This window comes from Acidobacteriota bacterium (assembly GCA_018268895.1).
GTDB lineage: Bacteria > Acidobacteriota > Terriglobia > Terriglobales > Acidobacteriaceae > Edaphobacter.
Window position 1 is genome coordinate 31,895 of sequence record JAFDVP010000014.1, and the last position, 16,030, is coordinate 47,924.

General features: G+C 57.8%; 11 protein-coding genes. 9 read left to right on the top strand and 2 right to left on the bottom strand.

What is annotated here, in order from left to right:
* Positions 1-314: 314 nt before the first annotated feature.
* The 5 genes from JSS95_17300 to JSS95_17320 all read left to right on the top strand — a co-directional run bounded on the left by JSS95_17300 (position 315) and on the right by JSS95_17320 (position 10,346).
* Positions 315-3,323, top strand: coding sequence for a BamA/TamA family outer membrane protein (locus tag JSS95_17300; protein MBS1801570.1), 3,009 nt, complete (start codon positions 315-317; stop codon positions 3,321-3,323).
* Between the two features lie 15 nt (positions 3,324-3,338).
* A complete protein-coding gene (locus JSS95_17305) occupies positions 3,339-4,112 on the top strand; it encodes a peptidylprolyl isomerase (GenBank protein ID MBS1801571.1) in 774 nt (257 codons plus the stop codon).
* The gene (locus JSS95_17310) at positions 4,079-8,539 is read left to right on the top strand and encodes a translocation/assembly module TamB domain-containing protein (protein ID MBS1801572.1); all 4,461 of its coding nucleotides are present in this window, start codon (positions 4,079-4,081) and stop codon (positions 8,537-8,539) included. The genes JSS95_17305 and JSS95_17310 overlap by 34 nt, the downstream gene beginning before the upstream one ends.
* Before the next feature lie 88 nt (positions 8,540-8,627).
* Positions 8,628-9,401 carry a BON domain-containing protein gene (locus JSS95_17315; protein ID MBS1801573.1) on the top strand — a complete coding sequence of 258 codons (774 nt, stop codon included), beginning with the start codon at positions 8,628-8,630 and terminating at the stop codon, positions 9,399-9,401.
* A 78-nt stretch (positions 9,402-9,479) separates the two neighbouring features.
* Positions 9,480-10,346, top strand: a complete 867-nt coding sequence (locus JSS95_17320; GenBank protein MBS1801574.1) for a UbiA family prenyltransferase — start codon at positions 9,480-9,482, stop codon at positions 10,344-10,346.
* Between the two features lie 75 nt (positions 10,347-10,421).
* Here JSS95_17320 and JSS95_17325 read toward each other — a convergent pair whose 3' ends face one another.
* Positions 10,422-10,769: a CsbD family protein gene (locus tag JSS95_17325; protein MBS1801575.1), complete on the bottom strand. Its 348-nt coding sequence runs from the start codon at positions 10,767-10,769 to the stop codon at positions 10,422-10,424.
* A 38-nt stretch (positions 10,770-10,807) separates the two neighbouring features.
* Positions 10,808-10,957 carry a lmo0937 family membrane protein gene (locus JSS95_17330; GenBank protein MBS1801576.1) on the bottom strand — a complete coding sequence of 50 codons (150 nt, stop codon included), beginning with the start codon at positions 10,955-10,957 and terminating at the stop codon, positions 10,808-10,810.
* A gap of 130 nt (positions 10,958-11,087) precedes the next feature.
* Here JSS95_17330 and JSS95_17335 point away from each other — a divergent pair, with 130 nt between their 5' ends.
* The 4 genes from JSS95_17335 (at position 11,088) to JSS95_17350 (ending at position 15,975) form a co-directional block, all read left to right on the top strand.
* A complete protein-coding gene (locus JSS95_17335) occupies positions 11,088-11,948 on the top strand; it encodes a prephenate dehydratase (protein MBS1801577.1) in 861 nt (286 codons plus the stop codon).
* A gap of 450 nt (positions 11,949-12,398) precedes the next feature.
* Complete coding sequence (gene lon / locus JSS95_17340; GenBank protein ID MBS1801578.1) at positions 12,399-14,843, top strand: endopeptidase La; 2,445 nt, start codon at positions 12,399-12,401, stop codon at positions 14,841-14,843.
* Between the two features lie 146 nt (positions 14,844-14,989).
* Positions 14,990-15,526 (top strand): DUF488 domain-containing protein, encoded by a 537-nt coding sequence (locus JSS95_17345; protein ID MBS1801579.1) that lies wholly within the window; start codon positions 14,990-14,992, stop codon positions 15,524-15,526.
* A 35-nt stretch (positions 15,527-15,561) separates the two neighbouring features.
* Complete coding sequence (locus JSS95_17350) at positions 15,562-15,975, top strand: hypothetical protein (GenBank protein ID MBS1801580.1); 414 nt, start codon at positions 15,562-15,564, stop codon at positions 15,973-15,975.
* The last annotated feature ends 55 nt before the right edge of the window (positions 15,976-16,030 follow it).

A 16,030-nucleotide genomic window follows, 5' to 3' on the forward strand; every position in this document is an offset into this window, starting at 1 on the left:
TGTAAGGCGAAACTGTCGATTGAGGGAGATAAAAAGGCGGCGTCCCCGATGGATGCCGGCAGTCGGAACCCTTGCATCAAAGTCAGGCAGCGCAATGATATGACCAGCAAAGAGGATGGGTGTTTTTTTTAGATCAACATCAATCAGGCCGGCCGGCAGGGAAGCTGAACCTTGTGCCGCTGCGTTGCAGGCGTGGCGACCTGAAGGGGTCGCGTTTAATCGTGCTGGTTGTCCTCTTCGCAGTGTCCTGCGTTGCAGTGGCTCAAAATCAGCCGCCTGGCGTGAACCAGCCGCAGGGCCAGGTACAGGAGGAGATGCCCGCTATCTCAACCGGCCCCGGCCTCACAGCTTCAGTCTGGCAGTGGAAGGGCGTCCGGGTCGACCGGGTCGAGTTTGAGGGCGTTACCTTCGACAAAGATGACACCCTTCCATCGGAGCTGACGCAGAAGGCCGGGGAACCCTTCGATCCTGAGAAGGTCCGAGCAAGCACGCGGCGGCTCTTCAACAGCGGCAGATACCGGGACATCACGGTCCGCGCGGTGCGGACTGATGACGGCATGACGCTGATCTTTGCCGGTACGCCGCGCTACTACATTGGCCGCGTCACCATTACGGGTGTGAAGAGCGACCGGCTGTCGTCTCTGCTGGAATATGCAACCAAGTTGAGCGTGGGAGCACCCTACGCCGATTCGTCGATTCCAAATGCCACCGAGGGCATCCGCGAGATATTGCGTCAGCAGGGATACTACGAACCCAAGGTCTTTGTTGGCACGACCCTGGACAAGATCAACAGCCAGGTCGACGTCGTCTATAACGTCGATATCGGCCCCCAGGCGCGCATCGGCAATGTCGCCATCGAGAGCGCTGACCTGGGAATGACGGTTGACCAGTTCCGCAAGAAGGGAAAGCTGAAGCAGGGAAGCAAGGTAACGCGAGATACGACCACCACGGCGCTGAGCCGTCTGCGCAAGGAGTACCAGAAAAAGGAGCGGCTGGAGGCAACCGTCAGCGTTCAGAAGCAAACCTACGTCGAATCGCGCCGCCAGGTCGATTACGACTTCCACGTCAGCCAGGGGCCGCAGGTAAAGGTTGTGGTTGAAGGGGTCAAGGTCTCGAAGAGCCGCCTGCATTTGCTGGTCCCGATCTTTGAAGAGGGAACAATCGACAATGACCTGTTGAACGAAGGAACGCACAATATCCGCGACTTTGTTCAGCAGCAGGGCTACTTCGATGCCACGGTGGACGTCAGGGTGATTGGCGAAGGATCGCCGGAGGAGAGCGTGGTCTTCGTCGTCGATCGCGGGATCAAGCACAAGGTTGTAGCCGTGACGCTGAAAGGCAACAAGTACTTCTCTGACGACATTCTGCGCGAGCGCATGCGCGTAAAGAAGGCAGATCCTTACCAGCGGAGCGGGCGCTACAGTCCGGGTCTTGTGGCGAGCGACGTCAGCGCCATTCAGGCACTGTATCGGGCCAACGGCTTCGATCAGGCGCAGATCAAGACGGATGTTAAGGACAGCGATGAGGCAACCGGCAAGCCCGGAAGAATCTCGGTTGTGTACAACATCATAGAGGGGCCGCAGAGAAAGTTTGGCACTGTCGATCTGGTTGGAGTGGATGCCCGCCGTTTGCAGGATGTCAAAGGCCTGTTGAATACCCAGGAAGGCCAGCCATATTCGCTGGTGACCCTCTCAGGCGACCGTGATACCGTGCTTTCCTACTATCTGAGCCACGGTTTCGACCAGGTAAAGGTCGACGTTCAGCTCAGCAAAGTGCAGGATGATGCGACCCGGACGAATGTCTCTTTGAATGTTGAAGAAGGGCACCAGGTCTTTGTCGATAGGGTTTTATTGTCGGGTCTCCAGTTCACGCGGCCCAAGACGGTTGAGGGTCGCATCAAAGTGCATTCGGGCGACCCTCTTGACCAGAGCGCTCTATTGGAGACGCAGCGCAATCTCTACGATCTTGCGCTCTTCAATGAGGTGATTACAGCGGTGCAGAATCCCGCGGGCGACGCTCCGCGCAAGAACGCGCTGATACAGGTCACTGAGGCCAAGCGCTGGAACGTGACCTATGGCTTTGGTTTTGAGGCGCAGACGGGGAACCCAGGTGGTACGACGCAAACGAACAACAACTCCAGCTACTCTCCAGAGGGAAGGGCTGGAGTTAGCCCTCGCGTCTCGCTCGATGTCTCCCGCATCAATCTTCGCGGCTCGAACGATTCTCTTACGCTGCATTCAACTTATGGATTGCTCGAACAGATTGCCGTTCTCACGTTGCAGAACCCGCATCTCTTCGGTAAGGAAAACTTCTCGGCGGCCTATTCGGGCGGTTACACCAATATCCAGAACATCACCACCTTTGCCTCGTCGACGTTGCAAGGCGACTTCCGCGTTACGCAGAGGTGGAAGCGAACAGACACCTTCATCTATGACTTTCTCTATCGTCGTGTAAAGGTCGACCCCAACAGCCTTCGCGTGTCGCAAGACCTTATCCCGCTTCTGTCTCAACCGGTGCGTGTAGGAGGCCCAAGCCTGACGTGGTTCCATGACACACGGCAGCCGAACCCTCTCGACGCGATCAAAGGCAGATACATTTCATTTCAGACCTTTCTGGCTTCGTCGAAGTTCGGGTCGGAGACGGATTTCTGGAAGCTCGACGGCACGTACTCTACCTACTACCCACTGTTTAAACATCGGTATACGCTGGCGAGAAATACGCGCATCGGATACGAGCATGCGTGGGGAGTCAATCCGAATGCGGGCAGTCCAGTTTGCCTCGGCGTTCTGCTGACCACCAATCCAACCTGCAATACTGTACCGCTGCCGGAGCGGCTATATGCCGGCGGCGCAACGTCGCATCGCGGTTTTGGAATCAACGCAGCCGGACCGCGAGATCTTCAAACCGGGTATCCGGTTGGAGGTTCCGCAGCGTTCGTCAACACGGTTGAGTTGCGGATGCCCCCGCCAACGCTTCCCTACGTCGGCGACAGCGTTAGCTTCGTCCTCTTTCACGATATGGGGAATGTCTTCCAGAATCCTAAAGACATGTTTCCCAGTTTCCTGCGCTTTCGTCAACCCGACCGGCAGACTTGCCGCGACTCGATCTCGCAGACTATTGGCACTTGCAGCTTCAACTACTTTTCTCACGCACTTGGCATAGGCGCTCGCTATCGAACGCCAGTCGGGCCAGTCCGCTTCGATTTCAGCTATAACCTGAATCCACCGATCTATCCGGTGATCGACGACTACAACGGCAAACCTCCTTATGTTGGCGAAGGGAGCCACTTCAACTTCTTCTTCAGTATCGGCCAGAGCTTCTAACGAATGAGAATGTCGATGCACAACCCGATGCGGCGATGGATGGTAGGATGCTTTGCGCCAGTTGTCCTGGCCCTGCGACTCTGCGCGCAGCAGCCCGCTGCGCCTGCACAACCTGCAACGCCGCCCGCACCGCCATCCCAGGTTGTTCCTGGCAACGGCGAGGCGCTGGGAACGCTGATCGACTCAGTCGTCGCTGTCGTCAATGGCGATGTCATCCTCGAAAGCGATGTCGATGAAGAGCGCAGGTTCGAGTCCATCCAGCCATATCGCGGTTCCGCAGCGGAGTTCTCGCGCGATCGCGCTGTGCAAAGACTGATCGACCGAACGCTGATCCTGCAGCAGGCGGCGCTCGAGCCGGAGGATGCTGCTGTTACCGACCAGGCGCTCAACGCCCAGTTGCAGACACTTCGCAAAGATATTCCGGAGTGCGGACAATATCATTGCGAGACTGACGCAGGCTGGGCGAATTACCTGAGCGCAAAGGGGTTCACGGTTAGCGAATTTCAAGACCGCTGGCGCAAGCGGATGGAACTGCTGCGCTTGATCGAAGTCCGTTTCCGCAATGGAATCCGAATCTCCGACGAAGAGATCAAGAGCTATTACGAGACGACAATGTTGCCGGAGTATGCAAAGCAAAAAGTCGCTCCGCCAAAGCTGGAGACGATCTCGCAGCGCATCGAAGAAGTGCTGCTGCAGCAGCAGGTGGGCAATCTTCTGCGTGACTGGCTGAAGTCGCTTCGCGCCCAGGGCAATGTATGGGTGATGAGGCCCGGGGAGGTGGCCCCGTGAGCGATGAACAGCAGACTCCCCCGCCAGAGGACGGCCGCCGCCGTCTGGAAGAACGTATCGAGGAGAAGAAGCGCCAGATCGAACAAAAGATCGAAGAGAGACGCGATCAGGTCGAACAGAAGCTGAAACAGGTAAAGCGCTCCATCACGGAGCGGATTACGCTTGGAACGTTGAAGACGCTCGGATGGATCGCGGTATCCCTGCTGGTGCTCTTCGGCATCTTTGCCTGGTACACCACGACTGCCGACTTTGAGAGCAGAGTAGCCAATAAACTGATCGTCGTGCTCGGTGACGCCACGGGCGGCCGGGTCGAGTTGAAGCGCGTCAGCTTCGATCTGTGGCACCTTGCCGTCGAAGCCGATGGTCTCGTCATTCATGGCCTCGAACCGCAGGGCGAAACCCCCTACCTTTCTGTAGACAGAGTTCTCCTTCGCCTGAAGATTCTTAACTTCTTCTCGCGTGTGGCAGGCAACGGGATCGCTTCTCACATCTCATTGAACTACCTGCGTGTCGAGCACCCGCAGTTTCATCTCATCGTCGATAAGGACGGCAAGACCAATCAACCCGTACCGAAACATCACACTGTCAGTACAGAGCCCGTGACCGACACACTGCTTGACCTGCGTGTACGAAAGGTCGAGCTGGCAAATGGGGTTGCATTAATCAACGAGCGCTCGATCCCGTTCGATCTGGCCGCCCGCGATCTCGATGCTGAGGTTCACTACATCTTTCACACCGATCGATACGGCGCAACGATCGACCTGCGCGACCTCCGTACCAGGCTTGCGAAAGAGCCCGAGGCCCAGTCCAGATTGCATCTTGAGGTGGAGCTCGGCCGCGACACAGCGGAGCTGCAGCAGTTGAACCTGGAGACGGGCAAGGCTTCGCAGCTTCAGGTTCGTGGAACTCTCGCGCACTTTGCCAGGCCGGAGTGGAATGCGAATGTGTCCGGGTCGGTGGAGGTAAAGCAGATCGCTGTCTTAACGGGGGTCGATACCCTAAAGACCGGGACCATTGATCTGAATGTGGACGCACACAACTGCGTAGCAGCGACGCCAGAGGTGGAGAAGAAGCCGCCGCTGTGGCAGCGTATTCGTCCGCGTAGTCGCGGGAAACAGGAACCCCAAGCTGCGCCTGCACTGGACCCAGACTGTCCTTCTACGTTTCTTGTTGCCGGTAGTGCAAAGATTCGCGACGCAGGCTATCGCGATGAGTACGTCGACGTGCGCGGAGTCAATGTCACAACCCAGATATCGATGTCTCCCTCGCAGATGATGCTGCGTGACATCACCGCGGTTTTGCCTGAAGGCGGAACGATCACCGGCGATATGCGCATCGAACACTGGCTGGGTGCAGTCCCTGCCGACTCCACAGCCGCAGATGCAACGGTGAAGGCTGCCTCCTCTGCGGGGAGTGGAAAGCCGCCTGTTGCAACCGCGCCTAAGGTCGAACCTTCGCACGCCTACATCAATGCAACGCTCAACAGCGTGCCCCTGAGAACGATCATGGACATCACTGCCGGCCACTATCCCGATCTTGGTTTCGACACCGCGGTCAGCGGGCCGGCGAAAGTGGAGTGGGGCGGCTCGCAGCGAGATGTTGCCGATACCGTCGAGGTCGACGGCGACCTGACGTTGAAGCCAACGGGCCTGCGTCGTAAGGGCGTTGCTTCAAATGTTCCGGTAACAGGTCACGTTCTTGCGCACTATACCGGCAGCAACGAGACGGTGAAGATACAGCAGTTGAATTTTCAGACGGCACAATCGACTCTGTTGGCGACGGGTATTCTTGGTGTCAATATCGGCGACCCGCTCACCGCGTTGCATGTCGATCTCACAGCTCACGATCTGTCGGAGTACAACCAACTGCTGACTACTCTTGGTCTGGAAGCCAACGGTAAAAAAGGGACGGCTGCAATTCCTGTGACTCTGCATGGTGCGCTGCACTTCACTGGAACAGCCCAGGGGGCTGCGCGGGATCTCGACGTCAAGGGTCACGTCGAAGCGAACAATATAGAATTCGCGATGGGCTCGACCGATGCGTTGATCGACTCGCTCGTCGCGGATGCGGAGTATTCGCCCAATAGCGGTGTTGCAGTAGCGAGCTCGACGATCAGTCGCGGCTCGGCTGTTCTGCATACCTCCGGTACGGTCAAGCCAAGGGCGGAGACCTCGCGCCGGGGTCGTACCGACTATGTCTGGGACGACATGGTTGCGATCGACGCTCAACTGCAGCTTGCCAATGCAAAGGTTTCCGACCTGCTGGAGATCACAGGTCAGCAGCAGAAGGTCCCCGTAACTGGGACCATTGCAGCCAATGCGCACGTCACGGGCACCATCGACGATCTCAATGGAACCGGGCGCCTGATGCTTGCAGATGGAGTGGCCTATGGCGAGCCGTTCGAATCTCTAGTTGCGGACCTCGCAGCGCATGGCAAGGCTGTCGACGCAACGCACGTTGTGTTGAAGCTTCATGGCATGCAAATCGCAGGCGACGGCGGCTACGACATGGGCAGCGAGCATCTGCACGGCCATCTCGAAGGCCACAACCTCGCGCTGGCGAAGTTTGAAACCGTGAAGAAAGCATCCGGCGAGGCCGATGGTCTGCTCACATTCGTGGCTGATGCCAACGGTACCGTGACTGAGCCGGGACTGCGCGCCAATCTGGCGCTGGCCAATATCGTCTATCAGGGCAAAGCCATTGGCGATGCTTCGTTGGAAGCGCATAGCCAGGGCAAGGTCCTTTCCTTTACGTCGAACTCCACTGTCGTCGGCGCCAAGTTGAACCTCACGGGTCAGACTCAGCTAAGGGACAACTACCAGACGCAGGCCAAGCTGACCATTGCGGAGTTCGACATCAACAAACCGCTAACGATGTTCGGCCCCGGAAATATCAAGGCGCAGTCCAGTATCAGCGGAACAGCAACAATCATCGGACCGCTGAAGACACCGAAGGCGCTCGGCGGTACAGCAGAGTTGAACAACGTCGACGTCAAGCTGCAAGGGGTAGAGCTCAAGGCCGCCGAACCGCTGCGGATCGGTCTGCGCGATGGTACTGCCACGCTGGACCAGGTTCATATCGTCGGTCAGGACACCGACATGCGTTTTGGCGGAACGGCCCAGCTTTTCGGCGGAGCGGATCCCAAGGGCGGCAGGCTGAATCTGAAGGGCAACGGCAGTGTCAGCATGGCGCTCCTGCATACCTTCGATCCCGACCTGATCTCCAGCGGCAAAGTTGAATTTACCGTCGCCGCGGGCGGACAGGTGACGAACCCGGTTCTGAGCGGCAAGGTGCAGTTCGATAGCGTAAATATCGCGCTCGACGGAGTGCCCAACGGTCTGAGCGACATGAACGGCACGCTGATCTTTACCGAAGACCGGCTCCAGGTGCAGTCGCTCACAGCAAAGACGGGCGGCGGCGATCTGAAGATCGGCGGATCGCTGCGCTTCCGCAACGGTTTCTACGCAGACCTGACGGCTACAGGCACCTCAGTGCGTGTGCGTCTCTACGGCCTGAGTGCGACGGCAAATGCGAATCTTAAGTTGCAGGGAACATCGCAGAGCTCACTGCTGGGCGGCAACATTCTGATCACGCGCTTCGGCGTTGGCCAGGACGTTGACTTTGCGGCATTTGCCGGTAGCGGAAGCACAGTGACCGCGCCGCCCGATCCGGATGCGGCTGCCAACAAGGTGCATCTCGATGTGCGTGTCACAAGCTCGCCGCAGCTCGATTTCCAAAACTCCTATGCGAAGCTTGCCGGGAATGTGGACCTCAGTATTCGAGGAACGGTCGCATCGCCTTCGATTCTTGGCCGCATTCAGGTCACCGATGGAAGCGCAACCTTTGCGAACACGAAGTATCAGCTTCAGCGCGGAGATATTTACTTCACCAATCCTGTCCGCATCGATCCAACGATCGATATCGACGCGACGGCGCAGGTGGAAAATTACGAGGTCACCGTTGGCTTGCACGGCACGGCAAGCAATCTCAAGCCAACGTACCGGTCCGAACCTCCACTGAGCCAGGCCGATGTCTTCCAACTGCTGGCATTGGGGAGAACGCAGGAAGAGGCGCAGATCTATCAGGAGACGCAGCTCCGCGCCGGGACCGATCCAACGACGAGCGCCTTGCTCGGCGGAGCGCTGAATGCAACCGTGAGCTCGCGTGTGTCGAAGCTCTTCGGCGTGGGTTCCGTCAAAATTGACCCTGCTTTCGTAGGGACGTTGGGCAACTCATCGGCACGAATCACGATTCAGGAGCAGATATCCAAGCAGATAACGGCTACCTTCGCGACAAACGTCAATACTTCGGCGCAACAGCTTATTCAGGTACAGTACGACCTGACTCATAACTCGTCGATTGTGGTTACGCGCGACGAATCGGGAGTCTTCAGCATCGTCTATAAGTTGCGACGGCGCTATCGCTGAGGCAGCCTGCTGCTGCATGCTGCATCGAAACAATAGAGGCCGCCCGGTGTCAAAGAAGGTGGTTGAGGTTTTGCTTTCGGAGGACTCCATGATCGAGCGTAGACATCAGGCCTTTACAGTGTTGGGTTCAGTATTGGGTTTGTGTCTGGCCACTGTTGCAGTGATGGCACAGACCCAGGTTCCGCAGGATTCGCAGATACAGGCGGACGTTTCGAAGGCGCTCGACAGCAAGCGGTTCAAGAATGTTAAAGTCGCCGTGCAGAATGGCATCGTGACATTGACCGGACCGGTGGAACTATATTCGGCGAAGGAAGACGCCGATAACAAGGCGCATCACCGCCGGAATGTAAAGGGCGTGCAGAACCTGATTGAGGTCGATGGCCCGATAGTCGAAGACGTCACTTTGCGCAACAGGCTCGCCGAGAAGCTGACCTACGATCGCGTAGGCTACGGCACGACGGCCTTCAACGCGTTCACCATCGGGGTGCAAAACGGCGTCGTCACACTGGGTGGCATTGCCTACGGCCCAATGGACAAGGATTCCGCGATCAGCCTCGTCTCGAACTTCCCAGGGGTGAAAGACGTTGTGGACAATATCGAGGTTGCCCCAGTGTCACAGATGGACGACCACATTCGTCTGGCAACGGCGAGGGCTGTATACGGCGCTCCGCAGTTGAACAAGTACGCCATCGATCCCGCCAAGCCTATTCGAATTACCGTTGTCAACGGCAATGTCACCCTCTCCGGCGTGGTCGACAACCAGGGCGACAAGGATGTTGCAAACATCAAGGCCAATAGCGTGCCTGGAGTCTTCAAGGTCATCAATAATCTACAGGTAGAGGGACCTGCGCAGGAGAAATAGTTCCCATGGTTCTTAAATTGAAGCCGGGCCGCGAGAGGGTTGCATCCTTTGCGGCCCGTCTTCTTTTAGGATGAAGGTATGGCTTCGTTGTGGAAGAGTACGGCGACTACGCTTGAGATGATCAAGTGGGAGCACTCGGTCTTTGCACTGCCCTTTGCGTTGACGGGAGCAGTGCTGGCTGCCGGGGCGTGGCCGTCACTGCGCGTTCTTGGTTGGATCGTCGTCTGCATGGTTGCGGCGCGATCGGCTGCAATGGCGTTCAACCGGCTTGTGGATGCAAAGCTGGATGCGGACAATCCTCGCACTGCAATGCGAGCACTTCCCGCTGGAACGCTGACAGGCGGCTTTGTTACGGGCTTTGTACTAGTCTCTTCCGCGGTATTTTTTCTTGGCGCGGCGATGCTCAACAGGCTCACGCTTGCGCTTGCGCCCCTGGCCCTGGCAGTAGTGCTGGCTTACAGCTACATGAAGCGAGTCACCCGCTGGTCGCACCTTGTGTTGGGGCTGGCGCTGGGGATTGCTCCATCGGCTGCATGGATTGCCGTCCGTGGATCGCTCGACGCACGCATCGTTGTACTGACGCTGGCGGTGTTGCTGTGGGTCGGCGGCTTCGACGTTCTCTATGCCTGCCAGGACTTTGAGCATGATCGCAAGGTCGGGTTGAACAGTGTGCCGCAGGCCTTTGGCGTCGAGGGAGCGTTCTGGGTCGCGCGTGCCATGCATTTCGGAATGCTGGGGCTGCTGTGCTGGCTGGTGGTTCTCTTCGGATTGGGGAAGGTAGCTGTGGCGGGTGTTGCTGTTGTTGCTCTGCTATTGCTGTACGAGCATACGATCATCTCGCCGAAGGACCTGAGACGTATGAATGCGGCGTTCTTTACACTGAACGGCGTTATCTCGGTTGTCTTCTTCGGGTTCGTTGCGGCGGATGTTCTGCTGCGACGTTAAAGGAAATGGCCCGCCGATACGGGCGGCGGGCCGGTACAACAATCGAACTTACCAACTTAGGATGCGAGACCCCGGCTAAGCGTTGTCTTTGTGCCGGAATGAATCGATCTTTTCGCTGATGCTGTTCTTGATGTTCTGTGCCGTGTTGACGACCTCATCGCGAAGCTGCTCGACTTTCTCCTCCGCACGAGCCTTCAGATCGTCCTTGCTGGCGTCGGCTTGAGCAGAAGCATTGTCACGGCGCTCGCTTGCAGCATCCTTGATTTTTCCCCAGGTCTCTTTTGCCGCGCCTTTGATCTGATCCGCTGCGCCGGAGTTGGCAAGGTTCTGATTGCCAAATGTCTCTCCTGCCTTTTGCTTGATGGCGCCTGCTGCCTGTTCAAATTTTCCTGCGATGGTTTCTTTGTTCATGGTCGACTCCATACTTCTACAGCGGTTGGGCTGCTTTTGCGTGTTGACAGCTATAGAGCTCTGCGGCCGGACAACAGGTTGAAGATAAGAACGATAAGAGCCAGAACGAGGAGGATATGGATCCAGCCGCCCATGGTGTAGCTGCTCACTAGTCCCAGAACCCAGAGAATGAAAAGTATGATGGTGATCGTCCAGAGCATGTTGGCTCGCTCCTAGATGGATTTGGCACAAGAATATCGCGCACTTTGAGCTCATCGCGCCTCGTTCTACGCGGCTTCCGAGTTGTAAGTTGCCTTGTTCTTCCACGAGGTTGCCATTGCTCCGAATAAAATGAAATTCAAACGGAGGCAACCTTTGCGTATAGCGATTCAAGGCGAGGCAGGTTCCAACAGCCACATGGCAACCGTGGCGATGCTGGGCAACGAGATAGCAGATCTGAACATCGTGCCTTGCACGGTCTCGGCCGAGGTGATGGCTCGCGTCATGGCCGGCGAGGTCGATGCCGCTGTGCTGCCGATCGAGAACAGCCTTCACGGCTCAGTCGCTGAACACTACGACCTCCTTCTCGAACTGGATATAAGAGTCGAGCGTGAGAGTCTGCTGCGCATTCGTCATAACCTGATCGCTGCTCCGGGAGTGCTGCTGGGCGATGTGAAACATGTCATCTCGCACCCCGTCGCTCTATCGCAATGCAGACGATTCTTCGCCACGCATCCTGAGTTCGATGTGATGCCTTTTTACGACACAGCCGGGTCAGTCAAACACGTGGTGGCCAGAGGCATGAAGGACACAGCAGGTGTGGCTCCTGAACTGGCGGCCAGGGAGTATGGCGCAAACGTCCTGCTGGCCGGTATCGAGGACAATGAACAGAACTTCACCCGATTTCATCTGATCCGGCGAACGCAGGACGGCCCTTTGCTGCCTTCGAGGGAGCCGGACAACAAGATGAGCCTTGCGTTCGCGATCGACCACAGGCCGGGAATGCTGGTGGCTGCTCTGGAACTGCTGGCGTCGGCGGGGGTGAACCTCACAAAGATCGAATCGCGCCCCGTGCCGGGCAGCCCGTGGGAATACGTCTTCTACGTCGACGGGCGGTTCGATTCTCCGGAGAAGGCTGAGGCGGCGGTAGCTGCGCTGACAGAGCACTGCCGGATGGTGAAGCTGCTGGGGCGGTACCGGGCGGCGGAGTAATGCCCCCCCCATACTTATTCTGTAAAGTATTCAATTAATTGAGTTTACCTGATGGTATCCGGATGAAGTCCTGAATACAGGTAAGTTATCGGCAAAGTATTGATTCTGGACGATTTAACGAAGTATGCTCAAGGGGGAGCCGCCATACTTTGCTTTGTAGTTCCAGTCTAGCAAGCGGAGGGCAGCGAATCGGCAACTTTGCCTGTTGTTATATTTGTTTTGTTTTCAATGGTTTATGCACAATTTGCAGTTTTTGGGGGCTTGACAGGTATGAGATGGGAGTAGAGTGGGAGGCCCACTGTTGAATTGTGGCTATCTGCCGATGACGGCAGAGGCGGCGATGGCGTCTGAATGGAATATATGTTCGAGTTCGGGTCGTTCTGGTAGGGTTTGCGACTTATACAACAGTTGCTGCATCCTATAGCTGATAATTTGATAGAAGGACACTCAATGGCAAACGACTTCGTAAGTGTTATCAAGCCGACGGCAAAGACAACTGAGGGTGGGGAGGGTACAAACGATAAGCGGCCGGTACCGGTTTTGCCGGTGCGCGATACGGTCCTGTTTCCCCATGCTGTGCTTCCGCTAACGGTTGGGCGGGAGAGCTCGATTCAACTGATCCAGTCGCTGGGGGAGGAGAAGTCGATCCTGGTGGTAGCGCAGCGTGATGCTCGACAGGACACCCCGCAGGCGTCGGATATGTATGCGATCGGCACGCGGGCGACGGTGCACAAGGTCGTGAAGATGCCGAACCAGAGCCTGTTCGTCTTCACGGAGGGCAACGAGCGCGTCCACCTGGGCGAGTTCGCGCAGACGACTCCGTTCATGACGGCGGAGTATGAGGTGATCGGCGAGGCGGATCCGGAGAAGACGCCGGAGAACGAGGCTCTCGAGCGCAATGTGGTGAGCCAGTTCCAGCAGATTGTGACCTCGTCGCCGACGCTGTCGGACGACCTGCAGACGATCGCAATTAACATCGAAGAGCCGGGGCGGCTGGCTGACTTTATTGCCGCGTCGCTGCCTTTTTTGACGACGACGGACAAGCAGGAGCTGCTGGAGACCCCCGATGTGGCCAAGCGGCTGGAGCGGATCAACAAGCTGCTGGCAAAGGAGCTTGAGGTCCAGCAGCTGCGCAACAAGATCCAGACGGAGGTGCAGGACTCGGTGCAGCAGTCGCAGCGGGACTACTACCTGCGCGAGCAACTGAAGGCGATCCAGAAGGAGCTGGGCGATCTCGACGATACGCAGAAGGACATTGCGGAGCTGAAGGAGAAGATCGAGGCTGCCGGGATGCCGGAGGACGTGAAGAAGGAGACGCTGAAGGAGCTGGGACGGCTGAGCCGGATGAATCCTGCGGCGGCGGATTATGGCCTGACGCGGAATTATGTGGAGTGGCTGGCGGTTCTTCCGTGGTCGAAGACTTCTTCGGGCGAGGTGGACATCCTGAAGGCAAAGGAGATTCTGGATGCGGACCACTATGGCCTGAAGAAGGTGAAAGACCGCATTCTGGACTACCTCTCCGTGCGTCGTTTGAAGCCGGACATGAAGGGACCGATCCTGTGCTTTGTCGGGCCTCCGGGCGTGGGCAAGACTTCGCTTGGGCGGTCGATTGCGAAGGCGCTGGACCGGAAGTTTTCACGTATCTCGCTTGGCGGCATGCACGACGAGGCGGAGATTCGCGGACATCGCCGGACGTACATCGGCGCGCTGCCAGGACAGATCATTCAGCACCTGAAGAGGGTGGAGGTCAAGGACCCGGTCTTCATGCTGGACGAGATCGACAAGCTGGGGAGGGACTTCAGGGGCGATCCTGCATCTGCCCTTCTTGAGACGCTGGACCCGGAGCAGAATAATACGTTCCGCGACAACTATCTCGACCAGCCGTTCGACCTGAGCAAGGTTCTGTTTATCTGCACGGCGAACCAGTTGGACACGATTCCCGGTCCGCTGCTGGACCGTATGGAGATCATCGAGCTGACGGGCTATACGGAAGAGGAGAAGGCGAACATTGCCATCAAGTACCTGATTCCGCGGCAGACGAAGGAGAACGGCATCACGCCGGAGCAGATCGACTTCCCGATCGAGAGTGTGCGGCTGGTGGCGCGGCACTATACGCGTGAAGCCGGTGTGCGCAAGCTCGAGCAGCAGATAGGAACGATCTGCCGCAAGGTGGCGCGACGCATCGCCGAGGGTAAGTTGGCCAAGGTGACGATTACGCCTGAGGTGATTCACGAGTTTCTTGGCGGGATCAAGGTCCGGGTGGACACGGAGATCGCCGAGAGAACGAAGCGTCCGGGCGTGGCGGTTGGCCTGGCGTGGACGCCTGCGGGAGGCGACGTGCTCTTCATCGAAGCCAACAAGATGAAGGGCAAGGGAGGGTTCACGATTACGGGCCAGATTGGCGACGTGATGAAGGAGAGCATGCAGGCCGCGTTGACCTGGGTGCGTTCGAACGCCTCTTCGCTTGGGCTGGAGGAGGACTTCACGAAGGATGTGGATCTGCACATTCACGTGCCGGCGGGAGCGATCCCGAAGGATGGTCCATCGGCCGGAGTTACGATGGCGACTGCGTTGGTGAGTCTGTTGACGGACACGCCGGTGCATCCTCTGACCGCGATGACGGGCGAGATCACGCTGAGCGGCAACGTGCTGCCGGTGGGAGGCATCAAGGAGAAGTTCCTTGCGGCCAAACGCGCGGGAGTGCGGGACGTGATTCTTCCGCTGGAGTGCAAGACGCAGGTGGAGGAAGACCTGGCGCCGGACCAGATCGATGGCGTGAAGATCCACTATGCAACGAGGATCGAGCAGGTTCTCGCAGTCGCCCTGCCGAAGACGGTGCAGGAGGTTGTGGAGGACGAGGCGGTTCGCGAAGAGGTAATCCACGCTGGAGTGTAAGACTGTGGGTGGATGTTGATGAGAGAGGCGGTTCGGGTTTTACCCGGGCCGCTTTTCGTTTTGGCGGAGAGTTGTTGAAAGCGGATTCTCCGCTTCGCTGCGGAATGACAAAGGAAAGGCGTTCTGTTTTGTAAAGTGGTGACGCGATGATGACGGTTGGACATTCGACGCTGGGGATTGAGGCGTTTTTGCGCGCGTTGAAGGAGAACGGCGTGGAGACGCTGGTCGATGTACGGAGGTTTCCGGGGTCGCGGCGGTATCCGCAGTTTTCACAGGCGGCGTTGTTCAGGTCGCTGGAGGGTGTCGGGATTCGCGGAGTTTGGCGCGAGGGGTTGGGAGGACGCAGGACTCCAGTGAAGGAAAGTATGAATACGGCGTGGCGGAACGAGAGCTTTCGCGGGTATGCGGACTATATGCAGACGGAGGCGTTTCAGCGAGAGATCGACTGGCTGGTGGGGCTGCGGGAGATCGATCGGACGGTGGTGATGTGCGCGGAGGCGGTGCCGTGGCGGTGTCATCGGTCGTTGATTGCGGATGCCGTGCTGGCGCGTGGGGTGGGTGTGGAGGATATCTTCGTAAAGCCGGATGGCGAGAGCGTGCGGAAACCGCGGGCGATGACGGACTTTGCCGAGGTGCGGCAGGGGCGCGTGGTGTATCCGGGTAAGCCGGTGTTGTTTGGATGAGTACTCCTCGCGATGCGTTTGAGCAGGGAGGGAAGTTGGAAGTGAAGGCGAAGAGAGTGACTGGAAGAGGAGCCGCGAAGGCGCCGCGGTCGATGCCGGCGGCGGGAAGAGATCCGAAGGGTGGGCTTACGGAGCTGGGGCGTGAGTTTTATAGGCTAAGAGATGGAGCAAATCTGAAGCCGGGAGTGAAGGGGCCTGCGGATACTCCGGAGAAGATGAGGCGCAAGGGGTCTTTCCTGGTGAGGATGTTTACGAACCCGAGCGGTCCGATGGTGAGGAATGGGAAGCCGACAAGACTGGCGTTGAGCGCGAACGCGTGGGGCGAACCCATACCAAAATCGGTGGAAGAGGCATATGCGCTAGCGGTGGAAGGTAGAAAGTTGTTGGAGAAGTACCGTGAAACGAAAGCGGCGGAGCAGAAAGCCAAGCGGGGCAAGGCCAGAGAGTAATCGTTTTGTGACGAGAAGGAGTCAAAGATCTGAGGTCGCGTATTCTGCTGAAGAT